The 25539-nt window shown below is 61.6% G+C and carries 21 protein-coding genes, 1 tRNA gene and 2 pseudogenes; 12 read left to right on the forward strand and 12 right to left on the reverse strand.

What is annotated here, in order from left to right; all coding sequences use genetic code 11:
* Positions 1-10: 10 nt before the first annotated feature.
* Together sctV and sctW are read right to left on the reverse strand one after the other, a co-directional pair.
* A complete protein-coding gene (sctV, locus tag HX805_RS18370) occupies positions 11-2107 on the reverse strand; it encodes a type III secretion system export apparatus subunit SctV (RefSeq protein ID WP_177117150.1) in 2097 nt (698 codons plus the stop codon).
* Positions 2104-3198, reverse strand: coding sequence for a type III secretion system gatekeeper subunit SctW (sctW, locus tag HX805_RS18375; protein WP_008430704.1), 1095 nt, complete (start codon positions 3196-3198; stop codon positions 2104-2106). The genes sctV and sctW overlap by 4 nt, the downstream gene beginning before the upstream one ends.
* A gap of 263 nt (positions 3199-3461) precedes the next feature.
* Between sctW and HX805_RS18380 the strand changes: the two genes are divergently transcribed.
* A complete protein-coding gene (locus HX805_RS18380; RefSeq protein ID WP_008430705.1) occupies positions 3462-4007 on the forward strand; it encodes an RNA polymerase sigma factor in 546 nt (181 codons plus the stop codon).
* A gap of 114 nt (positions 4008-4121) precedes the next feature.
* Here HX805_RS18380 and HX805_RS18385 read toward each other — a convergent pair whose 3' ends face one another.
* Positions 4122-5339, reverse strand: a complete 1218-nt coding sequence (locus HX805_RS18385) for an MFS transporter (protein ID WP_177117151.1) — start codon at positions 5337-5339, stop codon at positions 4122-4124.
* A 426-nt stretch (positions 5340-5765) separates the two neighbouring features.
* On the opposite strand from HX805_RS18385, the gene HX805_RS18390 reads away from it, so the two are divergent.
* Positions 5766-6086 carry a DUF6124 family protein gene (locus tag HX805_RS18390; protein ID WP_177117152.1) on the forward strand — a complete coding sequence of 107 codons (321 nt, stop codon included), beginning with the start codon at positions 5766-5768 and terminating at the stop codon, positions 6084-6086.
* A 269-nt stretch (positions 6087-6355) separates the two neighbouring features.
* Positions 6356-6432: transfer RNA gene (locus HX805_RS18395), tRNA-Met, on the forward strand.
* Positions 6433-6513: 81 nt separating this feature from the next.
* Here HX805_RS18395 and HX805_RS18400 read toward each other — a convergent pair.
* The gene (locus HX805_RS18400) at positions 6514-7554 is read right to left on the reverse strand and encodes a DMT family transporter (protein ID WP_177117153.1); all 1041 of its coding nucleotides are present in this window, start codon (positions 7552-7554) and stop codon (positions 6514-6516) included.
* Positions 7555-7699: 145 nt separating this feature from the next.
* Here HX805_RS18400 and rimJ point away from each other — a divergent pair, with 145 nt between their 5' ends.
* The 4 genes from rimJ to HX805_RS18420 all read left to right on the forward strand — a co-directional run bounded on the left by rimJ (position 7700) and on the right by HX805_RS18420 (position 12258).
* On the forward strand, positions 7700-8284 hold the full coding sequence (gene rimJ / locus HX805_RS18405) for a ribosomal protein S5-alanine N-acetyltransferase (protein WP_177117154.1): 585 nt from the start codon (positions 7700-7702) through the stop codon (positions 8282-8284).
* Positions 8285-8317: 33 nt separating this feature from the next.
* Positions 8318-8833, forward strand: coding sequence for a sigma-70 family RNA polymerase sigma factor (locus tag HX805_RS18410; protein WP_087693776.1), 516 nt, complete (start codon positions 8318-8320; stop codon positions 8831-8833).
* Positions 8830-9774 carry a FecR domain-containing protein gene (locus HX805_RS18415; protein WP_177117155.1) on the forward strand — a complete coding sequence of 315 codons (945 nt, stop codon included), beginning with the start codon at positions 8830-8832 and terminating at the stop codon, positions 9772-9774. The genes HX805_RS18410 and HX805_RS18415 overlap by 4 nt, the downstream gene beginning before the upstream one ends.
* Positions 9775-9849: 75 nt before the next feature.
* A complete protein-coding gene (locus HX805_RS18420; RefSeq protein ID WP_087693778.1) occupies positions 9850-12258 on the forward strand; it encodes a TonB-dependent siderophore receptor in 2409 nt (802 codons plus the stop codon).
* A 42-nt stretch (positions 12259-12300) separates the two neighbouring features.
* Here the strand turns inward: HX805_RS18420 and HX805_RS18425 are convergent, their stop codons facing one another.
* Positions 12301-13191 carry a bifunctional helix-turn-helix transcriptional regulator/GNAT family N-acetyltransferase gene (locus tag HX805_RS18425; RefSeq protein ID WP_218167386.1) on the reverse strand — a complete coding sequence of 297 codons (891 nt, stop codon included), beginning with the start codon at positions 13189-13191 and terminating at the stop codon, positions 12301-12303.
* Positions 13192-13388: 197 nt separating this feature from the next.
* Between HX805_RS18425 and ggt the strand changes: the two genes are divergently transcribed.
* The gene (gene ggt / locus HX805_RS18430; protein ID WP_177117157.1) at positions 13389-15215 is read left to right on the forward strand and encodes a gamma-glutamyltransferase; all 1827 of its coding nucleotides are present in this window, start codon (positions 13389-13391) and stop codon (positions 15213-15215) included.
* Positions 15216-15238: 23 nt separating this feature from the next.
* Positions 15239-15966: pseudogene (locus HX805_RS18435) on the forward strand (polyphenol oxidase family protein).
* 223 nt (positions 15967-16189) lie between these two features.
* Here the strand turns inward: HX805_RS18435 and ddlA are convergent.
* Positions 16190-17284 carry a D-alanine--D-alanine ligase gene (gene ddlA / locus HX805_RS18440; protein ID WP_177117158.1) on the reverse strand — a complete coding sequence of 365 codons (1095 nt, stop codon included), beginning with the start codon at positions 17282-17284 and terminating at the stop codon, positions 16190-16192.
* A gap of 43 nt (positions 17285-17327) precedes the next feature.
* Positions 17328-17966 (reverse strand): LysE family translocator, encoded by a 639-nt coding sequence (locus HX805_RS18445; RefSeq protein WP_008437491.1) that lies wholly within the window; start codon positions 17964-17966, stop codon positions 17328-17330.
* Between the two features lie 137 nt (positions 17967-18103).
* Between HX805_RS18445 and HX805_RS18450 the strand changes: the two genes are divergently transcribed.
* Positions 18104-18904, forward strand: coding sequence for an AraC family transcriptional regulator (locus HX805_RS18450; RefSeq protein ID WP_003214430.1), 801 nt, complete (start codon positions 18104-18106; stop codon positions 18902-18904).
* Positions 18905-19026: 122 nt separating this feature from the next.
* Here the strand turns inward: HX805_RS18450 and HX805_RS18455 are convergent, their stop codons facing one another.
* Positions 19027-20397, reverse strand: coding sequence for an MFS transporter (locus tag HX805_RS18455; RefSeq protein WP_218167388.1), 1371 nt, complete (start codon positions 20395-20397; stop codon positions 19027-19029).
* A gap of 121 nt (positions 20398-20518) precedes the next feature.
* On the opposite strand from HX805_RS18455, the gene HX805_RS18460 reads away from it, so the two are divergent.
* Positions 20519-21403, forward strand: coding sequence for a LysR family transcriptional regulator (locus tag HX805_RS18460; RefSeq protein WP_177081285.1), 885 nt, complete (start codon positions 20519-20521; stop codon positions 21401-21403).
* Positions 21404-21567: 164 nt separating this feature from the next.
* Here the strand turns inward: HX805_RS18460 and HX805_RS18465 are convergent, their stop codons facing one another.
* From HX805_RS18465 to HX805_RS18475, 4 genes and pseudogenes are all read right to left on the reverse strand, one after another.
* Positions 21568-22143, reverse strand: coding sequence for a flavin reductase family protein (locus HX805_RS18465; protein ID WP_177081283.1), 576 nt, complete (start codon positions 22141-22143; stop codon positions 21568-21570).
* Between the two features lie 54 nt (positions 22144-22197).
* Positions 22198-22629 (reverse strand): methyl-accepting chemotaxis protein, encoded by a 432-nt coding sequence (locus tag HX805_RS32620; protein ID WP_371132413.1) that lies wholly within the window; start codon positions 22627-22629, stop codon positions 22198-22200.
* Positions 22630-22737: 108 nt separating this feature from the next.
* Positions 22738-23571 (reverse strand): annotated as a pseudogene (locus HX805_RS32625) (PAS domain-containing protein); the annotation flags it as partial.
* A gap of 49 nt (positions 23572-23620) precedes the next feature.
* On the reverse strand, positions 23621-23953 hold the full coding sequence (locus HX805_RS18475; protein ID WP_087693789.1) for a DUF2790 domain-containing protein: 333 nt from the start codon (positions 23951-23953) through the stop codon (positions 23621-23623).
* Between the two features lie 238 nt (positions 23954-24191).
* Between HX805_RS18475 and HX805_RS18480 the strand changes: the two genes are divergently transcribed.
* Positions 24192-25520, forward strand: coding sequence for an OprD family porin (locus HX805_RS18480; protein ID WP_177081281.1), 1329 nt, complete (start codon positions 24192-24194; stop codon positions 25518-25520).
* Positions 25521-25539 lie beyond the last annotated feature (19 nt).

A 25539-nucleotide genomic window follows, 5' to 3' on the forward strand; every position in this document is an offset into this window, starting at 1 on the left:
AAAACAGTACTCATGCCACGGCCCCACGCAGCAGATCGTCATGACTCAGGTCAAACCGCCCCAGCACCTTGACCTTCGACGAACTGCCCAACTCGGCAAACGACAACACCGGCACATGGTTGAACTCTTCCACAAGCAATGTCCGCAGGGGGCTGCGCAAGTCTTGCGCAACCAGCAGCACACTTTTGCTCTTGGCCCGCACGGTAAAGGCTTGCTTGAGCAAGCTCACCAGCGCCGCACTGCTGTCGTTGTCGAGGGAAAAGAACACCCCGGTCTGGGTCTGGCGCAGCGCCTCGCGCAGGACATTCTCGGTATGCGGTGACAACAACCAGGCGTGCAGGCCATCAGCCTCGCTGTACTGGTGCAGAATCTGCGACTTGAGGGCGATTCGCGCATAGTCGGCCAGGGCATCCGCTTCACGCTCATGCTGGCCGTACTCGATCAACGACTCGACAATCAACCGCACCGCCCGCAGCGGAACGCCCTCGCTGGCCAGGCGCTGCAACACGGCAGAGAAGCGCGAAAGCGGCATGATCCGCTGCAGCTCCTGAACCAGCTCCGGCTGGTTGAACTCGAGCCAGCTGAGAATCGACTTGCACTCCTGGATACCGAGAAACTGCGGCCCGCTGAGCAGCATCGCCCGTGTCATGCGCTCGATGATCAAGTCATGGGCGGTATGGCGTTCAAGCTGTGCATCGTCGAGCAGCGGATCATCGGGCGCCAACCATAACCAGTCTTGCTCGTCTCGCTCCGCCAGACCCTGGATACCTGCTTGTGGCTCGACGCCCAGCGCCGCCGATTCCACCGCTACCCGATCACCGAAAGTAGCTTTGATCACAGGGACTTCGTGCACGCAAAAGCGAAACTCATCGTCGGATAAGGCGGGAATAAACTCGACGTTAAACGGCGGCAGTGTCAGGCCGATATGGGCAACCAGGCGGTTTCGGGCCTGGCGAATGCCATGAACCACTTGCGCTGTTCGGTCAGAGCCCTGCAGGCCCGATGAAAACTGCAGCAAGTAAGGCCGGGATGGATCAAAGGCGCGCAGGTCTTCGTCACCGTTTATCTCCGCCGGGACGGCGTCAGCCGCCGCATCTGCGGGCGCGTCCTGCTTTTGACGCTGACGCATGAGGTAATAACCCAGCGAGCCCGTCATCAGCGAAATGAGGATAAAGACCACCGTCGGCATGCCCGGAAGCGCTGCAAAAGCCAGCATGCCGATCGAAGCAATGATCCAGCTCTTGGGCTCACTGGTCATTTGCCGGGCGATTTCGGCGCCCATGTTATTGGCCCCTTTATTCGCCCCGGCCGGTGCTACACGGGTAATGATCATGCCGGCGGTCAGGGAGATCAGCAGTGCGGGAATCTGCGCAATCAGGCCATCGCCAATCGTCAGTACCGAATACAGCGCCATGGAGTCGGCGGCGCTCATGCCATGCTGGAACATGCCGGTGCTGAACCCGCCCAGCAAGTTGATCACCACGATAATCAGCCCGGCCACGGCATCGCCCTTGACGAACTTCATGGCCCCGTCCATCGCCCCGAACAGCTGGCTCTCACGGGACAACTGCTCGCGTTTGTCGCGCGCCTGTCCACCATCGATCAGGCCGGCACGCAAGTCGCTGTCGATGGACATCTGCTTGCCGGGCATGGCATCCAGGCTGAAGCGCGCCGCCACTTCGGCGACACGCTCCGAACCCTTGGTGATCACCAGGAAGTTGACGATGGTCAGGATCATGAAGATCACCAACCCCACCGCCAGGTTGCCCCCCACCACGAAGTTGCCGAAGGCCTCCACGATGTCACCGGCGTCCTGCTCCAGCAGGATCAGGCGCGTGGTCGCAATCGACAACGCCAGGCGGAACATGGTGGTCAACAGCAGGATCGACGGAAACGAGGAAAACGCCAGCGGCCCGGGCAGGTACAGCGCCAGCACGATCAACAGGCACGAAATGCAAATGTTGACGGCAATCAGGATATCCACCAGCCAGGTCGGCAACGGCACGATAAAGATGAACACAATGCCCAGGATCACGACCGCACCCAGCACCTCGGCGCGTTGTGCAACCTTGAGCAGTATCGCGTTGACTGCCCGCAGCGCACTCATGAGTGGTTTATCGGCAGCGCGCCGACATGCCGGGAGCCTCGTTCGATGCGAGCGTACTCATCCATTACCACCATGAAATTGTGCAACGCTTCCTGGCGGCCCTTGCTGTCGCGCCACAACGCCAGGGGCAGGCTCCCGAGCACGGGGTAAAGGGCATTGAGCGAAACAATCTGGACGGATGATGCCGGCCCACCCAACTCGCAGGCCAGGCGCTGGACTTCGGCAGACGCGATGCCCGTGCCCGCGTAACCGAGAATGCGCTGCAGCAGCGCTACGGTGTCCCGATCAATTTCGGGGTGCAATACGGCCAGCCGATCGATCAAGTCACGGCAGCTGGCCAGCACACTGCCCAGTTGGCCACAACTGCTCAACCCCAACAGCAAGGTGCGCAGTTGGGCGGTGGGGAGCGAAGGGCAATACGCCGCAATGTCGTCTGCCAGGGCCCGACGCATCAATTTCAACCCGCGGCCAAACTCATCGCCACCGAACAACCCCAACAGCGCCTGCATCATGCTGGCGAGCGATTGCCGGGCGACCACGCTGGCGTAATACACACTGCGTACCGCCTGCCGCAAACTCGGGTCGTCACTGCTTGCCTGCAAAGCCTGCGCGATGTTCAGGCCGGCCTGGATCTGCGGCTTGAAGCGGACCTCCAGCCGCGCCAGGGCATCGCTGGCCAGCGCCGCCTCGGAGGTACGCGCTTCAGCTTGTGCCTGCGCAGCCACCTGCTTGAGTACGACAAACGTACGGGCCGGGTCGTTTCCTGTCAGCTCCAGCAACTTCTCGAGGCTGGGCTTGAGCAACAGTTGAACCCTGATGGAGCGCGCAATGGTCGCCAGTGTTGCCTGAGCGGGATGGCCCAGTTGCTCATAGAGTTGTGTCAACTGCGCCACAGGCGTCACGCCCAGCCCCAACATACGCCGGCTCAAGGCCTTGCTGTTGAGTTCAACCTCCAGGCCGAACAGCGCCTCGAAATTGTCGACCGCCGTCCCGGCGGGTGCCTGGCGAACTGGCGGGTTATCAATACTCGCTGGAACAGGCTGATCCAGGCTCTGGTTTTTTTGCACATCAATAGAAGGATCAAGTTTCATGGAGATGCCTGGACAGGAAGTTTCGTTTCCTTGTGTGGCTGGCAATCCCGTTACGGTTCCATGTTTATCGACGATACCGGGCATGTGAAAAGATCGGCACGCGCCCGTCGCCACTTGTGCAAAACCTTGCACAAAAAAGCCTGGAAACAAGATATTTATTTATATAAATCAATTAGTTGTGAATTTTTTTCCCTTGGCACAGGCAGTGCTAAGAGGGTTCCCGTCGAAATCATTTCGACCGTGTCTACCCTGAGGAAAAAATCATGGATATCCCTATCGATGTTTTAGTTCACCTTACACCTGACCCGCACCGCTCCATCCAGAACCTGTCGGAAGACCACCACAAGAAACTCCGGCGCTTCATTCATAAACGCGTACTCAACCCAGAAGATGCAGACGATATTCTGCAACTGACGTACCTGGAAGCCTGGCGCAGCCGAGACCGCTTCAGCGGCCAGGCCACCATCAGCACGTGGATGTGCGGGATTGCCCAGAACCTGATCCGCAATCACTTTCGGCGCATGTATGCCAAGCCGGTGCATTGCGAGTTCGATGAGGCGCTGTGGCATGGGCAGGAAGACAACAACAACCTGGACTGGCAGTTCGAGGTCAACCGCAAGCTCGAAAGAACCCTGCGGGCGATCACGGATTTGCCGCTGGAAATGCGTAAAACGCTGTACGCCTCACTGGAGACCGACGGCAGCTACCAGGACACCGCCGACGCCATGGACATCCCCATTGGCACCGTGCGCTCACGTTTGTCCCGGGCGCGCGAACACCTGAAGCGGGCCACCTACAACCCGCTGTAGGCGTAAATCAGGGCACCGGCGCAACGCCGACACCCTTTGCAGGAGCAGTTGATTTACCCGTTTGACGCAAGCGTTGGGCAGCAGGGATATCTGCCCGACTCGATTGATCTGGTATCAGGCCTTTTTGGTACGCGGCAACAGAATCGCCAACACCCCGAACAGCGGCAGGAACGAGCACAGCGTGTACACGTACTCGATGCCGTGGATGTCTGCCAGGTGCCCCAGCAGCGCCGCACCAATCCCGCCAAAACCGAACATCAAACCGAAGAACACCCCGGCGATCATCCCCACATTGCCCGGCACCAACTCTTGCGCATACACCACAATTGCCGAGAACGCCGAGGCCAGGATAAAGCCGATCACCACGCTCAGGATGCTGGTCCAGAACAGGTCCACATGGGGCAGAATCAGGGTGAACGGCGCCACGCCGAGGATCGAAAACCAGATCACTGCCTTACGGCCGATCTTGTCGCCAATCGGCCCGCCAAAGAACGTGCCCGCCGCCACCGCGCCGAGGAACAGGAACAGATGCAGCTGTGAACTGGCCACCGACAGGTCGAACTTCTCGATCAGGTAGAAGGTGAAGTAACTGGTGAAACTGGCCATGTAGAAGTACTTGGAAAACACCAGCAGCCCCAGCACCACCAGCGCGCTCAGCACCCGGCCCTTGGACAGGCCGTGAGTGGCCGCCTGGCCTTGCTTGAGCTTGAACAGGTTCAAGTGGTGGGCGTACCAGCGGCTGATCGCATACAGCACAAACAACGCAAACACCGCGAACAGGCCGAACCAGGCCACATTGCCCTGGCCGAACGGAATGATGATCACCGCCGCCAGCAACGGGCCGAAGGCCGAGCCGGCATTACCGCCCACTTGGAACGTCGACTGCGCCAAACCATAACGCCCGCCCGAGGCCAGGCGCGCCACGCGGGAGGCTTCCGGGTGGAAGGTCGACGAGCCGATACCAATCAGCCCCGCCGCCAGCAGGATCAGCGGGAAGCTGCCCACTTGGGACATCATCAGGATGCCCACCAGCGTGCAGATCATCCCGCAGGGCAACAGGTACGGCTTGGGATGACGGTCGGTGTAATAACCGACCCACGGCTGCAGCAGGGACGCGGTGAGCTGGAACGTGAGGGTGATCAGGCCGACCTGGGTGAACGTCAGGCCGTAATTGGCCTTGAGCATCGGGTAGATCGAGGGCAGTACCGACTGGATCAAGTCATTGATCAAATGCGCCAGCGCCACCGCGCCGATTACACGCATCACCAACGGGCTGGTTTGCCCGGCGGCAGGCGTCGTAGCCACGGAGGGCTGGGAATTGCTCAGAGCCATGGGAGGTTTTCCGTACAGCAGATGGATGCACAGGTGCAGGTGCGACAATGTGCCACTTTTGGGTGCAGGAAGGCTATCCCGTTAGCAGGCTAACGAGTAGATGAATCGATGCAGCGGTCATGGTTTGTAAAGGGCCAGCAAGATGAATCCCTTTAATTTGCGGGACGTTTCCTAGAGAATCTTTCGGCCTTGTGCCTGGGGGAGTCGGTGGCTAGTCTTCGGTCCGTCGCTGGTTTTCAGTGATCGGGTTTAGTCGCCCGGACTTATATCAGGCGCATGCTCCCATGAGGTTTCATGGTGGCTGTGCGCAGGGCACCTTCGGGTGCGCCGGGTTTTCCTGATTAGCCGGTCGACTAACCTGCGTACAGCCGCCACCCTTCGTTTAGTCGCGAGCGGTACGGCTCCAAGTTAATCAGGAGCTATGCCATGTTTAAAATTGTCCCCGATCCACCCCGTGACCAGGCCAAAGACCGCGCCGCCTTCACCCGAGCGCTCGACCACTACTTGCCCACCGACCCGCCGCAACCCTCGACAAACTTCTACGCCATCAGCGACGACATCAGCTTCGAAGACTCCCTGCTCTTCACTGCCGACCTGCTGCACAGCGCCTCGGCCACCGCGCTCGACTGTGGCGAACAACTGCAAAGCCCCGAGCGTGCGAAAGTCCTCGCCGTGTGGCACCTGCTGGAAATCGCCAAGGCCATGGTCGACCGCTCGATAGAGTGCCTGCACCCGCGCAAAACCTGACGCGCGAACGCCAGAACACCGCAGATCAAATGTGGGAGCGGGCTTGCTCGCGAAGGCGGTGGACCAGCCAATACCTCTGCTGACTGACACACCGCATTCGCGAGCAAGCCCGCTCCCACCTTTTGATCTTCGCTGCCTTGGGACCTGCGCAAACCCCAACCGCTCGTCACCAAACCCGGTGTTTCCCGTTAAACAGTTGATAGCGTAGATAAATTTTCAAAAAAAGCGCTTGACGCATTCCCGTTCTCCGCGAATAATGCGCGCCACTTGGCTACATAGCTCAGTTGGTTAGAGCATAGCATTCATAATGCTGGGGTCCGGGGTTCAAGTCCCTGTGTAGCCACCAAGTACTAAAAACGGCTTACCGAAAGGTAGGCCGTTTTTTTATGCCTGAAGAAAAGTAAACCGCCCTATTGCCCCACAGACGTCAGTGTTTATGCCGATGGTGCACATCGGGAAAATGCGCATGACTATGCTGAATCGGTGCGTGCTCATGGGCATGACTATGTGGCTCGGTACCGTCCCACGCAAAGTTATGCACATGCTGGTGGTGCTCATCGTGTGTATGGCGATGACCGTGTGTGAGGGGATCGTGCTGATGCTCGTGCGCATGATGTTCCATCAGATGAATCCACACCCCGATGGCCATCAAGGCGGCAGCGAGCAAGAACATCAGCGAAACCGACTCGCCCAGGATCAGGATCGAGATGACCGCACCCAGAAAGGGAGCCGTGGAAAAATAGGCGCCGGTGCGCGCGCTGCCAAGCCCGCGCAGAGCGAGCACAAACAGCACCAGACTCACGCCATACCCAAGCAGCCCAACCACCATGGTTGACCCGAGCGTGGCCACCGCTGGCAGTTGCGACCCGATGGCCAACGCCAAACAGCAATTGACCACACCCGCCACCAAGCCTTTGCTGCCGGCGATAAACAGCGCATCCGAGGCAGAGACCTTACGGGTCAGGTTATTGTCGATGGCCCAACAAAAACAGGCGAAAGCCACGGCCAGCGGCCCCGTCCAATCATGAGCCGTCGCCGTCCCCTGCGGCCATGACAAAACGATCCCGCCCAGAACAATAGCGATCATGCCGATCACGATGCGGCGATCTGCGTTCTCTTTGAACACGACCCACGCCAGCACGGCCGTGAGCACCGACTCAAGATTGAGCATCAGCGATGCGGTGGCGCCCGCGGTACGGGTGAGGCCATACATGAGCGCCACTGGCGCAAGCACGCCCCCAAAGACGATGGCGCCCATCAACCAGGGCCACTCTCCGGCTGCAAGCCCGGGCCGTTTCCAGCCGTGGTCGCGAGCAAACCGAACGATGGCCAGGCCCAGGCCGCTGCCCAGATAGAGCAGCCCTGCCAACAGGATGGGCGGCGTATCCACCCCTAGGAGCTTGGCAAGCGGAGTGCTGGCGCCGAACAACGCCGCCGCCGCCAACGCGTAGAGAATGCTCACATTCATAATGGGTCGCCCTGTCAGGCTTATTGCATAAGGACGAGCATCATAGCTGTGCCCGGGTAAGAATTATGTGAATGCCAGCCTGGCTGGATTCTGTACGACTGAAGCGGCAGGATAGCCCGGCTGGCAAACCACAAGAAGGTGACGCATGACATTCCCCGCTACCGGCATCAGCACTGACCGCCTCTTACTGCTGGGCGCCCACCCTTCCCACGCTCGCGCCCTGCAAATGTACCTGCTGCAAAATCGCGCCTTTCTGCAGCCTTGGGAGCCTTCGCGTGACGACGCCTTTTTTGAACTGGACGCCATCACCGAACGCCTCCACGACATGGCCGACAAAACCGCCAGCGGCGAAGCGTTGCACCTGCTGATATTCAGCCAGGACCAAATCATCGGCGCCTGCAACTTCAGCAACATCGTGCGCGGTGCGTTTCAGGCCTGTCACTTGGGTTATGCCCTGGCTGAATCCGCCCAAGGCCAAGGCTTGATGCACGAAGCGCTGACGGCGGCGATTGCCCATGTATTCGATGAAATGCAGCTGCACCGAATCATGGCCAACTACCGCCCAGAGAATGAGCGCAGTGCGCGCCTGCTGGCACGGCTGGGGTTTGAAAAAGAGGGCGAGGCGCGGGCGTATCTGAGGATCAACGGGGTCTGGGCGGACCATGTGTTAACGGCACTGATCAATCCGGCAAGCGACCGTCTATTGCAGCCCGAAGTTTTAAACCACTAGAATGGGATTAATTCTCACTTACGACTCTCTCTCATGAAGCTGTCTTCGCCCACCGACGCTCCTACGCTCGATGCGCTGTACCGCGGCTACCACGGCTGGTTGTTGACCTGGTTGCGGCGTCGCGTGCATTGCTCCCATCAGGCGGCCGACGTGGCGCAAGACACTTTCGTACGCTTGCTGGCATCGGGTACTTACGTGGCGCCGGGTGAGCCACGGGCTTATCTGGCCACCATCGCGCGCCGGTTGCTGATGGACAATGGCCGCCGCCGACGCCTGGAACAGGCCTACCGCGAAGAGCTCGAACGCTGCGCCGCGTACCTTGAACAGGCGCCTTCGCCGGAGCAGATCCTGCAAGCCGCGCAAATGCTTGAAGCGATTGATCGGGCCTTGGCGCGCATGAACAAGCGGATACGCGACACCTTCATCCTGCGTTACCTCGAAGGCCTGGACCAGGCGCAAATCGCCCAGCGCCTCGGGGTCTCGGTGCGCACGGTACAGAACGATCTGGTGGAAGCCTTGCTGGCGTGTGATGCGTGCGCCCAGCCATGAACCAGCCTCTGCCCCACGCAGTGCTGCGCCAGGCTGCCGAATGGCTGGTGCGGCTGGATCACGAAGGCAACGACGCCAGCGAACAGGCGTTTCGCACCTGGCTGGCCGCCGACCCGCAGCACCCGCAAGCCATTGCCCGCCTTCAGGGCCACTTGCTGCCTCTCAAACAAGCCCCGGCCCGTGCCGCATTGCGCCGGGCCCGGCAGCCTCGCCAAGGGGCAACGCTGGTCAAGTGTCTCGCCCTGGCCCTGCTGCTCGCGGGGGTGCCGGCGTACCAGTACGAGCAACGTGGCTATCTGTTCGCCGACCTGAGCACCGACCGTGGCCAATGGCGCCAGACGCTGCTGGCCGACGGCAGCGACCTGCAACTGGAAGGCAGCTCTGCGGTGAACCTGCACCTGGACGCCAGCCAGCGCCGCGTGCAACTGCTGCATGGTGAGATTCTGGTAACAGTGGCCAAGGACACCCAGCGCCCGTTTTATGTCGACACCCCGCAGGGCAGCATTCGCGCCCTGGGCACGCGTTTTATCGTCGAACTCAGCGACACCGCCACCGTGGTCAAGATGCTCGAATCCTCGACCCGCATCGACAGTGCCGGGCATACGATTACCCTCGGCCCCGGCGAGCAGGTGCGCCTGGATGCAAGCGGGCCCGGCACGCCGAAAAGCGTTGATGTGCAAGCGCAGCAGCAAGCCTGGACGGCCCACCAGTTGCTGGCCAACGACGAGCCGCTGGCGGATGTACTTGAGCGCCTGGCGCGGCATCGCCCGGGTGTGCTGATGTTCGATCGCCAGGCGCTGCAAGGCATTCGGGTGACGGTGATGCTGCCGACGGACGACAGCGACCGCGCATTGCGCCTGCTCACACGCACCCTGCCGATTGAAGTCAACACCTACACCCCGTGGCTCACACGTGTGCGCCTGAAATCCCCCGCCGGATAATTCTTACGCACCGTTGCGTGTTTTCGGTTTTGCCGCGTCCTTTCCTTGGCCAACATCCAAAGGAGCACCGATAACATGTCTTCAACCCCCACACGCGGCGGCCTGTTGCTGGCCAGTCGACTGTTGCTTGGCTGCCTGCCCCTGGCGGTGCCGGGCCTGGCCTACGCGCAGCAGCAGGTACAGGCGTTCGACATCGCCCCCGGAAAACTCGGTGACGTGCTGACGCGTTACGCCCAGGCCGCCGGCGTGCCGATCTCGTTCCTGTCGCAACAAGTGGCCGGGTTGGACAGCCCCGGCGTGCGCGGCAGCTACAACGTGGAGGACGGGTTCGCGCAGGTGCTGGCCGGCACCGGCTTCGCAGCACGCGGCAATGCCGATGGCTACCAGTTGGAAAGCCTGCCGGTGGCCGGCGGCGCGCTGTCGCTGGGTGCCACAGAGATCACCGCGAATCAGTTGGGCACCATCACTGAGGGCAGCGGTTCCTACACCCCGGGCACCATCGCCACCGCCACGCGCATGGTGCTGACCCCACGGGAAACCCCGCAGTCGATCACCGTGATCACGCGCCAGCATATGGATGACTTCGCGCTCACTTCGATCGACGACGTGATGCGCCATACACCGGGCATCACCGTGTCGACCTTCGACAGCGAGCGTAACAATTACTACGCCCGCGGCTTCTCGGTGGAAAACTTCCAGTACGACGGCATCCCGACCCTGCGCAACTCCGCCTACTCGTCCAGCCAGACCCTCAGCGACATGGCGATCTATGACCGCGTGGAAATCCTCAAGGGTGCCACCGGACTGCTGACCGGCGCCGGCGCCCCTGGCGCGACGATCAACCTGATCCGCAAAAAGCCCACGCGGGACTTCAAGGCCAGCGTCGAACTCGGCGCCGGCAGCTGGGACAACTATCGTTCCCAGATCGACGTGAGTGGCCCGCTGACCGACAGCGGCAACGTGCGCGGGCGTGCGGTGGCGGCGTACCAGGACAAGCACTCGTTCATGGACCACTACCAGCGCAGCACCAATGTGTATTTCGGCACGCTGGAAGCCGACCTGACCGACGACACCCTGCTCACCGTCGGTTTCGATTACCTGGACAGCGACCCGCAAGGCTCGGGCTGGTCCGGCAGCCGTGCGCTGTTCGATCGCAACGGCAACCGCATCGATGTAAAACGCTCCTACAACAACGGCGCCAAGTGGAGCCGCTGGGAGCAGTACTCCCGCAGCGTGTTCTCCACCCTGGAACACAACTTCGACAATGGCTGGGTGATCAAGGGCCAATACACCCACCAACTCATGGGCTACGACGCGCCCCTGGGCTCGATCATGAGTGGCCCGTTCCCCGCCACCGGACTGTCGTCCCTGTACGCGAACAAGTTCACCGGCAACACCCGCGCCGACTCGGGCGATGTCTACGCCAGCGGTCCGTTCAGCCTGCTGGGCCGTACCCATGAATTGGTGATTGGCGCGTCGGCCTCGAACTCCCACTGGACCGGAAAGGACTACGGCGCCCCCACTTATGTGGGCAACAACGAGATCGATTTCTGGAACTTCGATGGCAACGCTCCGGAGCCGAACTGGGGTGAACCGACACGGATCATCGATGCCACGACCCGCCAATCCGCAGGCTATATGGCCGCACGTTTCAACCTCATGGATGACCTGAACCTGTTCCTCGGCAGCCGCGTGGCCAACTACAAATTGCGTGGCGAAGACGACTCCACCGAGACCGGCAAGCTGGTGCCCTACGCCGGGGTCACCTACGACCTGAACGACAACTTCACCGCGTATGCCAGCTACACCGACATCTTCATGCCGACGACCTACAGCCGCGACCGCAACAACAAATTGCTGGAACCGGATGAAGGCAAGAACTACGAGACCGGCCTCAAGGGTGAGTTCTTCGAGGGCCGGCTCAACACCAGCATGGCCTACTTCGAAGTGCACGAAACCAACCGTGCGGAGCCGGACGCCGAATACAACGCCGCGCCGACCAACCCATCCCTCGGGTATGCCGAGAAAGGCATCAAGGCCAAAACCAAGGGTTTCGAGGCCGAGATGTCCGGCGAGCTGGCGCCGGGCTGGCAGGCCCAGGCCGGCTACACCCACAAGATCCTGCGGGATGAGCATGGCGACAAGGCTTCGACCTGGGAGCCGGAGGACCAGCTCAGTTTCTTCACCTCGTACAAACTCAAGGGCCCGCTGGACCGCCTGACCGTCGGCGGCGGCGCGCGCTGGCAGAGCAGAAGCTGGCAAGTGGTGTACAACCGGCCCAAGGCGCAAAACGAAGAGTTCTCGCAGGAAGCGTATTGGGTGGTGGACGCGATGGCCAAGTATCAGGTCAGCGAACATCTTTCCGCGACGCTGAACGTCAACAACCTATTCGACAAGCAGTACTACACCAACATCGGCTTCTATAACACGGCCTATTACGGCACCCCGCGCAACGTGATGCTCACCACGCGCTGGGACTTCTAACCGGCCAGGCGCCAGCGCCCCGTGACATGGGGCGCTGTTGCGTCAAACAGCGTGCCGCACAAAACACTGCTCCACCACCGATTTGCCCCACTGCTGCCCCTCCTGTTCCGACTCCAGCACAAAGCCCGCGTTTTCATAGAGCTTGCGCGCCACATCCAGGCCCTTGAACGTCCACAGCCGCACCGCCGGGAACCGGTGCCCGTCACAGAAATCCAGCGCCTCTTGCAACAACCGTTTACCCAAGCCCTGGCCGTGAGCCGACGGGTCGAGGATGAAGCAGCGCAGGATCGCCTCGCCGTTTTCGCCCTCGCCATCAATCGCGATCGAACCGACGATCTGCTCTGCGTCCAGCACTGCCCAGACTTGGTTGCGCGGGTTGGCCAGGCGCCCCATCAACTCGGCCATGTCCGCCGCCACCAGGCTTTCAAACGGCTGGCCAAAATTCGCATGCTGGGCGTAGTACTCGGCGTGGATCTGCGCGATACGCCCGATGATGCCTGGCCGGTAGCCATGGGCAATGCGGTAGTGCCTCGGCTGCCGGGCGCCAGTACGTTGGGTTTGCAGGGCTGCGGCGTATTGATCGAGCCCGCGGCTGACGGCCTGTTGCTGTTCGCTGGACAAGTCGCCAATCGCCTCGCCCACCTGGCGCCGGGCAAACGTTTCGATGTCGCGTAACGTCTTCTGGCCTCGTGTGGTGAGCCGCAGCTTTTTCGAACGGGCATCGTCCTCGTTGGCAAACTCTTCCAGCTCGCCCGCCTCGACCAGCTTGCGCACCATGCGGCTCACCGACGACTTTTCCAGCCCCAGCAACATGACCAGTTCAGCCGCTGTCAGCGCGCCACGCTCGCCGATTTCAACAATCGTGTGCACCGATGACGGTGGGTAACTGCTGGCCGCCAACTTCGGCTGCATGAAGCCCAGCTCTCGCACCATAAGACGCGAGGCACAGCGGATCTGATCGATAAGGTCTGGCTTGGAACGGTTCACGGGGGGAAACCTCTTGCCCGAATGACGAAGGATATAGTTGTACCGCACAACTAAATACAGATCAATCTCCCAACCTGCAAACCACTGAGGTACATTCCCTCCCCACGGACAACAGATCATTCTCAAATGAACGGAGTCATCGCGTGTTTTCGATTTTTCACCGCCAACGCCTTTTCACCCTCTCGCTGATCACCGCCGCCCTCACCCTCGCCGCCTGCCACAGCGCTACCGCGCCGGAACTGCCGCCCGCCCCGGAGCTCGGCTCGGGCTATCGCACCGACATGAGCCCCCGCCACGCCGAGCGCCACATGGCCGCCGCCGCCAACCCGCTGGCCGCCGAAGCCGGGCGCGAGATATTGCGCAAGGGCGGCTCGGCCATCGACGCCGCGATTGCCATGCAGGCCGTGCTGACCCTGGTGGAGCCGCAGTCCTCCGGGATCGGCGGCGGTGCGTTCATCATGCTGTGGGACGGCAAGCAGGTGCACGCCTACGACGGTCGCGAAACCGCACCGGCGGGCGCTACCGAGCGGTTGTTCCTCAACGCCGATGGCACGCCGATGTCGTTCCCGCAGGCACAGATTGGCGGGCGTTCGGTGGCCACCCCGGGGGTGTTGCGTGCCCTGGAAATGGCCCATAAAAAGACCGGCCACCTGCAATGGGCCAAACTGTTTGAGCCGGCCATTCGCCTGGCCGAAGAGGGTTTCCCGATCTCTGCGCGCCTGCACAGCCTGATTGCCGCTGACCGCTACATCAGCCGCTCGCCGGAAATGACCGCGTACTTCCTGAATGCCGACGGCAGCCCGAAGGCCACCGGTACGCTGCTGAAAAACCCGGCGCTGGCCAACGTGTTCAAGCGCATCGCCAAGGAAGGGCCGGACGCGCTGTACTACGGCCCGATTGCCGACGAAATCACCCGCAAGGTGCAAGGCAACAGCAACGCCGGCAGCCTGACGCTGACCGACCTCAAGGGCTACAGCGCAGTTGAGCGGGCGCCGTTGTGCACCGACTACAAACGCTGGAAAGTCTGCGGCATGCCGCCGCCGTCGTCGGGCGGGATCGCCATTGCGCAGATCCTCGGCACGTTGCAGGCCCTGGAAACCCGCGACCCGCGTATGACGCTTGGGCTGTTGAAGCCGGTGAAGAACGACTCCCCGGCCGGCCTGGAACCGGTGCCCGAAGCGGTGCACCTGATCGCCGAGGCCGACCGCCTGGCCTATGCCGACCGCGCCCAGTACGTGGCGGATTCCGACTACGTGCCGGTGCCGGTGGCCGGGCTGGTCGCGCCGGACTATCTGGCCGGCCGTGCCGCATTGATTGGTGAGCGCAGCATGGGCGTCGCCAAGCCGGGCAAGCCTGCGGGAATTGAAGTGGCCTACGCGCCGGATCGCTCGCCGTTGCGCATTTCCACCTCGCAAGTGGTGGCGGTGGATGACGTGGGTGGTGCGGTGTCGATGACCACCACGGTGGAGTCCGCATTCGGTTCCCATGTAATGGTCCAGGGCTTTTTGCTGAATAACCAGATGACCGACTTCTCCTTCATCCCCGAAGAGAACGGCCAGCCGGTGGCCAACCGGATCGAGCCGGGCAAGCGCCCGCGTTCGTCGATGGCACCGACCCTGGTGTTTGATCGCCAGAGCGGTGAGTGGGTGGCCACGGTGGGTTCGCCGGGCGGTTCGCAGATCATCGAATATGTGAGCAAATCCCTGGTGGCCATGCTCGACTGGAACCTCGACCCGCAAGCGGCCGTCGGCCTGCCCAACTTCGGCAGCCGCAACGGCGCGACCGAGCTGGAAGCCGGGTTGTTCAGTGCTCAGCTGAAACAGGCGCTCAAGGACAAGGGCCACGCCCTGAGCGAAATCGACATGACCAGCGGCGCCCAGGCGATCGTCCGGGTGCGCGATGCGCAGGGCAAAGCGTCGTTGATCGGCGGGGCTGATCCACGCCGTGAAGGCGAAGCGTTGGGGGATTGAATTGACTCACTGGAGAGCTGCGCGTGCACAAGGCAAATAACCTCGGCGCCCTGGCTGGCGTCGACCATGGGTTTTGTACGATTGACGATCCATTGCGGCCCGACGAGGTGTTCATCTGCAAGCAGGTGCACAGCGCCACGACCATTGAATGGCACCCGGAGCTTACGCCCAACACGGTGGAGGCTGACGGGGTTTTCAGCCGGGATGTGCAGCCGATTGCGGTGATCACCGCCGATTGCCTACCGTTGCTGATGGCCTCGGAGAGCGGGGATTTTTCGCGGCGATTCATGGCGGCTGGAAGGGGCTGCAAGGCGGGATCATCGCCAATGCCATGCAACGGTTTGCCGCCGAGGGAGTGGCGTTGGACCAGTTGCGGATTGCGATCGGGCCGTCGATCAAGCCGTGTTGTTATGAGGTGAGTGGCGAGTTTGTGGCGCAGTTGCAGGCGAGCCAGGGGCATTTGTGGCGGGATGGAAATGCGCCGTGGACGTTTGAGCAGCCGGGGCCGTTGTTGGCACCGGAAATTCAGCCGCCAGAACCCAGGCAGGCGTTGAGTGCGTGGTTTGATTTGGGCCGGTATGCGCTGATCTTGCTGGAGGCGGCAGGGATAAAACCTGAGCAGGTTGAGGTGAGCGAGGTGTGTACGTATTGCACCTCGCCTGCATTTGCGAGTTACCGCCGAAGGACCCATGACAGTACGGAGCGCAAGACGTTGTTGTATTCGTGGATTTCGCGAAAAACGCAACGATAAAGCGGCCGAATACAACCTCCCCGGCAACACCATATTTGTGGCGAGGGAGCTTGCTCCCGCTGGGGTGCGAAGCGCCCCCAGAATGAGCTGATGCGTTTTTTCAGCAAGCGCACCAAACTCAGTTTCAGGGCTGCTGCGCAGCCCAACGGGAGCAAGCTCCCTCGCCACAATGGAGTCGCTCATGAAAAAGTAATCGGCGCTCCCAAGTCTAACGCCGTAAAAATCACCGGCTGATCTTCAACCCCTTACGCCCCGCATGCCGCTCCAGCGCCAGCTCGATCAACCGGCTCACCAGCTCGCTGTAGCTCATGCCAGCCGCCTGCCACAGCTTCGGATACATGCTGATGCGCGTAAAGCCCGGCAACGAGTTGATCTCGTTGATCAGCACCTCACCCTCATCCGTCAGAAACACATCCACCCGCGCCAGCCCGGCACAGCCCAGTGTTTCAAACGCTTCGATAGCCAACGCACGAATGCGCTCGCTGGCTTCAACGCTGATATCCGCCGGCACCACCACCTGGGCTGCCTGGTCATCGATGTATTTGCTGTCGTAGGAGTAGAAACCGTCCCGCACCACGATCTCGCCACAGCCGCTGGCGATGGGATTCTCGTTACCCAACACGGCGCATTCGATTTCCCGGCCTTTTACCGCCGACTCCACCAACACCTTCTCATCAAACCCGAGGGCCAGTTCTACGGCGGCATGATATTCAGCCTCGCTGCCCACCTTGCTCACGCCCACGGATGAACCCTGGTTCGCCGGTTTCACGAACATCGGCACTCCGAGTTTCTGCCGGGCTTGTTCGAAGGTGGTTCGCGCCGCCGTGCGACGGTTGAGGGTAATGAACGGCGTCACGGCAATCCCGGCATCGCGCAGCAGGCGTTTGCTGATGTCCTTGTCCATGCACACGGCCGAGCCCAGCACGTCGGAGCCGACAAACGGCAAGTCGGCCATGCGCAGCAGGCCTTGCAGGCAGCCGTCTTCGCCGAGGGTGCCGTGGACGATCGGGAAGATCACATCGACATGTTCCAACGAGGCCTGGCTGGCGGTTTCCACCAGTTGCTGGCTGGCCTTGCCCGGCACCACGGCCAGTTCACGATTGGATTGATTGAGGGCGATCAGCGCCGGGTTTTCTTCGTTGAGCAGAAAGCCCGTGGTGTCGTTGAGGTGCCAGTGGCCAGCCTTGTCGATGCCGATCAGGATCGGCTCGAAGCGCGAACGGTCCAGTGCATCGACGATGTTGCGCGCCGATTGCAGCGACACTTCGTGCTCGGCCGAACGGCCACCAAAAATAATCCCTACCCGCAGCTTGCTCATGATCGGCCTCACGTTTGAAAGTAAGGCTTCTTACCATGAGCCGTCAGCGATTCGCTACCAGCGTGGCCCCGAACAGCACATAACAACCACCGGCAAACCGGTCCAGCCACTTGCGCGAGCGGGCATAGACGTTGGCCATCCGCTCACTGGAAAACACCAGTGCCACGCAGGAGTACCAACTGAATGACAAGGTCGCCATGGTGATCACGGCCAGGGTCAGCAGCGTCGGCGACGGTGACTGCGGCATGGTGGACGCAAAGATCGTCGCGACGAACAGCGCCGCCTTGGGGTTGGACAGGTTGCCCAGCAAACCCAGGCGCCAGGCGGAGAACAGTGAACGCCGAGGTTCGTCGGGCAACAGGTTCTGGGCCATCGACGGTGCCGAGCGCCGGAACAGTTTCAACCCCAGGTAAATCAGGTAGCAGCCGCCGATGATCTTGAACGCCAGGTACAACATGGGTGCTGCGGTGAACAGCGACTTGATCCCCAAACCGCCTGCCAGACCCCACATCACGGTGCCGGTGGCCACGCCAGCCGACGCCACCACGCCATGGCGGCGTGAACAACTGGCGGCCAGTTGCGCGGTGTTGAAGAAGTTCGGGCCGGGCGTGACGACCGCGACGGTCCAGAGCAGGGCCAGCGAGACCAGAGGAGCCGCGTAGGCCGGATTGAACAATTCCATTTGGGATTCCGCCGAGGGCAGTGCAGGAATAAGGATCATATGCCCGGTACCCGCCCTGCACAATCGTACAAGACCCCGGCAGACAGCGGATTCAGACTGGGTTACCGTATTTCCATCTCTTTGCGCGACAACTCATCATGGCGACCAATATCGACTGGCTGCACCGCGCGCCCCACGCCAGTGGCCTGGAGCGCATCGAGGCGTATTTTGCCGGGTTTGGCTTCGACCCCCATCGCCACGACACCTATGCCATCGGCCGTACCCTGTTCGGTGTGCAGAGCTTTCACTATCGCGGCGGCATGACCCACAGCCTGCCGGGGCGGACCATGGTGATCCATCCCGATGAAGTGCATGACGGCTGGGCCGGCAGCGAGGAAGGTTTCAAATACCGGATGATTTACGTGGAGCCGGCGCTGATCCAGCAGGTGCTCGGCGGCAAGCCGTTACCGTTCATCCCCGGCGGATTGTCCAGCGACCCGTGGCTGTACCGCGCCAGTGAAGTGTTGCTGCAAAGCCTGGATTGCCCGATTGACCCGCTGCAGGAACAGGACGCGATGTTTGACTTGGCCCAGGCGCTGAATAACGCGTCGGGCATCACGGTCAATCGCAAGACCTTCGACTACCGGGCCGCCGAGCGCGCACGGGAATTTATCCACAGTGCCCTGGGACGGCCGATTACCCTCGATGAAATGGCGGAATACGCCAACCGCGACCGCTGGGCGTTGTCGCGGGATTTTCGTTTGTTGTTCGGCACCAGCCCCTATCGCTACCTGACCATGCGCCGCCTGGACCTGGTGCGCAGCCTGCTGGGCCAGGGCCAGTCATTGGTAGATGCGGCACTGACCGCCGGCTTCACCGACCAGAGCCACATGACCCGCCAGTTCCGCAGCACTTTCGGCATGCCGCCGTCGCGCTGGGTGAAGATGCTCGGGCGCTGAAATCCCGCCTTGAAATGCGATCAACCTGTGGGAGCGGGCTTGCTCGCGAATGCGGTGTGTCAGCTACTGAATGCATTGACTGATCCACCGCCTTCGCGAGCAAGCCAGCTCCTACAGTTGAACTATGTCGCTGCCGAAATCGTATTCGACGCTGGAGCTCGTTCTTTAAGGGCCAACGCCAGCACCGCACCTGCCAGGGCAATCGCCGCGCTCCACCACAACGCCAGTTCAATCCCGCCCGCCTGCGCCGCGCCCGTCGACCCACCGGCGTTCGCCAACGACACCAGCAACGCCAGCCCCAACGCACCGCCAATCTGCTGGCTGGTGGACGCCATGCCTGCCGCCACGCCCTGCTCGCCCGGCCGGATGCCCAGCCCGGCGGCCACCCACATCGCCGTCCAGGTCATGCCCTGGCCAATACTCAGGATGAAAATCCCCGGCAGCAACGACCAGAACCCCGCCCCCGTCGGCAACGCCACACATACCAAAGCGATACCCACCGCGCCCGCCAACTGGCCGCTGACCAGGGTGTTGCGCAACCCCAGCCGCGCCAATGAACGCTCCGCCAGCCAGATACCCGCGGTGCACACCAGCGTCGCCGGCAAAAACGCCAACCCCGCCTGCAACACGCTGTAGCCGTAGACCTGCTGGTAGTAAACCGCCAGAAAGTAGTACTGCACGCCAAAGCTGCTCATGAACACCGCCGTCAACACCATGGCCATGCGCAACTCGCGATAGCCCAACAAGCGTAGCGGCATCAACGGATCACGGCCCCGGTGTTCGACCCACCCAAACAACCCGAGCAGCACCAACGCCAGGACCATGCAGCCCAGGGTCGACGGCGCCGCCCAGCCCCACTCCGGCCCCTGCACCAGGGAGAACACCAGCAAGGTGCCGCCCAGCGTCACGGTCAACGCACCGCTGATATCAAAGTTGCGCCCGCGGGCCCGTTCGCCATCGGCGGGAATCCAGTAGCGCGCCGCCAGGGCACAGGCACCGGCCAATGGCACGTTCACCAGGAACACCGCTTCCCAGCCCCAGGCCTGGGTCAGCACGCCGCCGAGCAACGCGCCCAATGCCAGGCCCGCCGCAGACGCCGCGCTCCACACGGCAAACGCCCGATTACGCGCGGGCCCTTCGGCGTAGTGGGTGTTGATCAGCGCCAGCGTGGCCGGGAACAACAGCGCCCCACCCACACCCTGCACCGCCCGCGCCAGCACCAGCAGCAAGGCGCTGCCACCGAGCACCGCCGCCAGGGAAGACAGCGCATACAGCGACTGGCCAAGCATGTACAAGCGCCGCTTGCCCAACAGGTCCGCCGCCCGACCGCCCAGCAACAGGAAGCCACCAAACGCCACGCTGTAGGCACTGACCACCCACTGCAATTGCTGGGCAGAAAACCCCAGGTGGCTGCCGATTTGCGGCAGCGCGACAAACACAATGGTCGCGTCGAGGGCGATGATCAGTTGCGCGGTTGCCAGCAGCAACAGCATCCAGCCAGAGGGTCGAGAAGAAGACATCACAGCGTCCTGCCTGAAAATGAGAGGCGCCAGTTTCTTTCATGCCCAACAGATGATAAATACCCCTATCACTCTTTCAGTAATGACTTTAATCATGGATCTGAATGCTGTTCGCCTGCTGGTGCGCGTCGCCGAAACCCGCAGTTTCACTCGCGCCGCCGGAGACCTGGGGCTGACCCAATCGGGCTTGTCCCGGGCCATTTCCCGACTGGAAAACCAGCTGGGCGTGCGCCTGCTGCAACGCAACACTCGCAGCGTCAGCCTCACGCCCGACGGGCAGATGTTGTATGAACGCAGCGCGCCGCTGCTGGCGGAACTGGCCGAAGCCGAGCGGCAAATGCTCGACCGCCGTGCCTCACCGTCCGGTTTGCTGAAGATCAGCACGCCCTCGTTGTTTGGCCGCAAGGTGGTGATGCCGGTGATCGGCGAGCTGACCCTGCAATACCCCGACCTGCGCATTGAAGCGGTAATGACCGACCGCCTGGTGGACATCGTCGACGAAGGTTTTGATGCCTTGCTGCGCACCGGCGACATCCAGGACCAACGCCTGATCGCCCGGGCACTGCCACCGCTGCGCTGGGTCACCGTGGCCGCCCCGGCTTATCTCGCGCGTTTTGGTACGCCGCGAACCGTCGATGAACTCAAGGACCATAATTGCCTGACCGTGCGCAACCTGCGCACCAGCCGGCTGGTGGACTGGCAGTTCATGCTCGATGGCAGGGTGCAGGACGTGAGTGTCGAGGGGCGGTTGATCTTTGATATCGGCGATGCGCTGGTGGACGGCGCGCTGGGCGGATTCGGCATCGCCCAGGTGATGGACTTTGCGGTGCGGGAAGATCTGGCGGCCGGGCGCCTTGTGCCCTTGCTGGAGGAATTTGCCGGGCGCAGTCGGGCGATATCGCTGGTGTATCCGCCATCGCGGCAGTACTCGCCGAAGTTGATGGCGTTTGCCGAGGCACTCAGCAAAGCCCAGTGGTAACACAACCTTTGTGGCGAGGGAGCTTGCTCCCGCTCGGCTGCGCAGCAGTCGTATATCTACCGACCAAGTGTATTGGCAGGAAACAATGGGACCGCTTCGCGCTCCAGCGGGAGCAAGCTCCCTCGCCACAAAACCAGGCTGTACCGGAAGAATTGGCACTGGGCTTAAAGCTGTCGCCCATCAATAGGCTCACCAATCGTCAGGAAATGCCCGCCCGCCACATGGTGCAAGGTACGCAGCGCATCCTGCCCTTCGAAATGCCAGCGACCGTCGCTGAATACGCGCTCATCAGCCTGGGCGGCCACCACTTCGGCGAGGAACAGATCGTAGGTCTGCTGGTTATGCGGTTCCGGCAGCAAGCGGCATTCCAGCCACGCCACGCAGCCTTCAAGCATCGGCGCTTCGGCGTGTTCGCCGCTGAACGTCTGCAAGTCATATGCGGCGAACTTGTCGGTCTCGCTGCCGGTGGTGTTGCCCACGGTCTGCACGATATCGGCCTGGGCCGCACACGGTACGTTGAGCACGAAAGTGCCGGCGCCTTCGAGCAGTTGCCGGGTCCAGGTGGCCTTATCCAGCACGACGGCGACTTTGGGCGGCTCGAAATCCAGCGGCATCGCCCATGCCGCAGCCATGATGTTGCGCTGGCCGTTGTGCGCGGCGCTGACCAGTACGGTCGGGCCGTGGTTGAGCAAGCGGTAGGCCTTGGACAGCGGGACGGGACGGCGATGGTTAGGGCTCATGGACGAAAGGCTCGGAAAAAAAACCTACGATACCTCAAGCATGAGCCCGGGTGACTAGCTGCTCAGTTGATTGGCGAATTGCCCTACAGCGCTGACCACTTTCTGGGCGCCGTCCTGGATCTCGACGATCACCGTGCCCGCCTCGGCCGCCAATGCCAGCCCTTGCTCGGCCTGCAGGCGGCCATCGGTCATCAGCGCCACTGCATCGCGGGCCATGTCCTGGTTCTGGCGCACCACGCCGACGATTTCCTCGGTGGCCTTGCTGGTACGCGACGCCAGTTGCCGAACCTCATCGGCCACCACCGCAAAACCACGGCCTTGCTCACCGGCACGGGCGGCTTCGATGGCGGCGTTGAGCGCCAGCAGGTTGGTCTGCTCGGCGATGCCGCTGATGGTCTTGACGATGCTGCCAATCACCTGGGACTGGGCGTTCAGCGCTTCAATGCCCTCACCCGCCTGCTCCATGTGCTTGGCCAGGTCGCGCATCACCTCCACCGCCTGGGTGACCACGGTGGTGCCGCGCTGGGCGCTGCTGTCGGTGTGCAGCGAGGTGCTGTAGGCGATGTTGGCCGCGTCGGCCACGGCCTGTTCCTGGTTGACCTGGTCGGTGATCACCGTGGCGAACTTGACCACTTTGTACAGCCGCTCGTTGGCGTCGAGCACCGGGTTATACGAAGCCTCCAGCCACACCACCCGCCCGTGGCTGTCCACTCGCTTGAAGCGGCCCGCGACGAATTCACCGGCGTTCAGGCGCTTCCAGAACTGCTGGTACTCGACGCTGCCGGCATCCTGCGGCTCACAGAATATCCGGTGATGTTTGCCCTGGATCTGCGCCAGGCTGTAACCCATGCCGTTGAGAAAACGGTCGTTGGCCGTCAGTACATTACCGTTGAGGTCGAACTCGATCACTGCCGTGGAACGCACCAGCGCGGTGATCAGGTTTTCGTGCTCGCGGGACGCCTCGATAGTGCGGGTCAGGTCGCTGGAGTACATCGAAATATGCTTGATACGCCCGTCACTGCCACGCACCGGTTGCACGATGGAGCGCAGCCACGCCTCATTGCCGTTGCCGCGCATCAGGCGTACGGAACCGGCGAAGTGTTCGCCACGCACCAGGGCGTTCGTGAAGCGCAGTTGAAAAGTGTCGTGCTTGACGTGCGCCGGCACCAGATCCTCGATCAGGCGGCCTTGCAGCTGGCTTGCCTGGTAAGCCATCTCTTGAAGGAAGATGGCATTGACGGATTCGATGCGCCCTTCGGGATCCAGGGTCAGGGCCATCATTTCGCTTTCCAGGCTCTCCTTGACCTGCTGCAAACTGGATAATTCTTCGCGAAGAGCAGACAGCTCCTGCTTGAGACGGGTGTTGAACATGGAGGCACCGGTGGGCAAATGAGGGCGGGATCTGACCTGCATCGGCGCTGCCGGCATTTTCTTAAGAGAGCTTTAGCCCATTGCCCAACTATATTTTTTCAGCCCCTCAACTGCCGTTGTTACGGCAGATGCCCATCACTTGGTAGTGGAGCGTGTTGAGCTTGCCGGTGGAGTCTTCGTAGGTCATGCGTGACGGCACCGCGCTGCACGAGCGGATCGGCGGCGTGACATTCACCACCTTGGCAATGTCCAGCTTCATGCCGTAGCGATACACCAGCACCTCGGGCGCAGGCTTGCCCTTTCTGGCGGCGTAGGCGGCCATGGCTTGCTCATTGTTTTGCATCAATTGGGCGAAGGTGCGGTCGCCTCCACCTTCGGCCATCGCGCCGGCGGAAACGATCAGGGCCAATGCAGCGACAGTGGTTTTCAGGGTATTCATGAGGGCGTCCTCGTCTGACTTATTGAATTAAAAGTTCAGAGCAAGAATAACTAACCAAGCCTGTCGCAAAGTTCACCGAAAGATTACTTATCCGTTATGTTTTATTGAAATTCCAAAATTGTAATCTGTGCGCCACCTCGCCGTTATCTCGCGTTTGCAACTATCTGCCCGGGCACCATCACAACAAGAATGCCCCATCGATAAGAAGCTGATAGCTGCCACTACCGAGGAGCGCTACATGAGCACTAACCGCACATTTTCACTCTCCATGATTGCCGCCCTGGCGGGGCTCACCCCGCTGTCAGGCATGGCCGTGGAAGAAAAACCCGAAGGGTTTATCGAAGGCAGTAACTTGAACGTGCTGGCCCGCAACTTCTACTTCAACCGCGATGACCGCAAGGGCCAGTCGAGCCCCACCGGCAATGGCTATTCCGAAGCCTGGGCCCAGGGTTTTATCGGCAAGTTCGAATCCGGATTCACTCAGGGTCCGGTGGGTTTCGGCCTCGATGCGTTTGCGATGTATGGTCTGAAACTCGACTCCGGCACCGGTCGCAGCGGCGGCAAGGGCTCGTTCGGCGTACTGCCGGTAGACAGCGACAACCACCCCGAGGACGGCTACAGCAAGCTCGGCGGCGCGGTAAAAGTGCGCCTGCTGGATACCGTGATCAAGGCCGGTGACGTGTTCCCGCTGACCCCGGTGGTGGCCTACGGCGACTCGCGGGTGTTGCCGGAAAGCTTCCGTGGCGTCACCGCGCAAAACACCAGCATTGACGGCTTGAGCTTGCAGGCCGGGCACTTGAGCGGCATGAGCCAGCCCACCCAAAGCGGCATGGATAAAGGCTTCGCGACGTTTTATGCGGGCAAGGTGGATTCCCCCTGGATCGGCTATGCCGGCGGCGACTACCAGGTGAACAAACACCTCAGCGTCAGCCTGTACACCAGCCGCCTGAAGGATGCCTGGGACCAGTACTACTTCGGCAGCGCCGCCAGCTACCCGCTGAACGATGACGTGTCGCTGTTTGGCGACTTCAACTACTACAAGGCCGTGGACGAGGGCAAGAAACGCCTTGGCGAGTTCGATAACAACATCTGGAGCGCCAGGCTCGGGGTCAAGGTCGGCGCCCACAGCCTGGCCCTGTCGCACCAGCGCAACAACGGCGATGACGACTTTGACTACCTGCGCATGTCGGACTCGATCTTCCTCAACAACTCGATCCAGTACAGCGACTTCAACTCGCCCAGGGAACGCTCGTGGATGCTCGCCTATAACCTCGACATGCAGGCCTTCGGCATTCCTGGCCTGACCTTCATGACCCGCTATGGCAAAGGTACCGGCGCCGACTATAGCAACGCCAACAGCGTGTACATGCGCCGTGACGCGGCCGGCGACCCGCTGACCGATCAACGCCGCTGGGAGCGGGATATCGAGGCGAAGTACGTGGTGCAGGGCGGTAACTTGAAAGACCTGTCGCTGCGTTTGCGCCAGGCGACCGTTCGCTCAAGTGCCTTTGAGTCGGACTTGGAAGAAGTTCGGTTGATTGTCGAATACCCATTGGCAATTCTGTAAATGAACACAACGGCAAATG

It is taken from the genome of Pseudomonas sp. G5001 (genome assembly GCF_013385475.1).
Lineage (GTDB): Bacteria > Pseudomonadota > Gammaproteobacteria > Pseudomonadales > Pseudomonadaceae > Aquipseudomonas.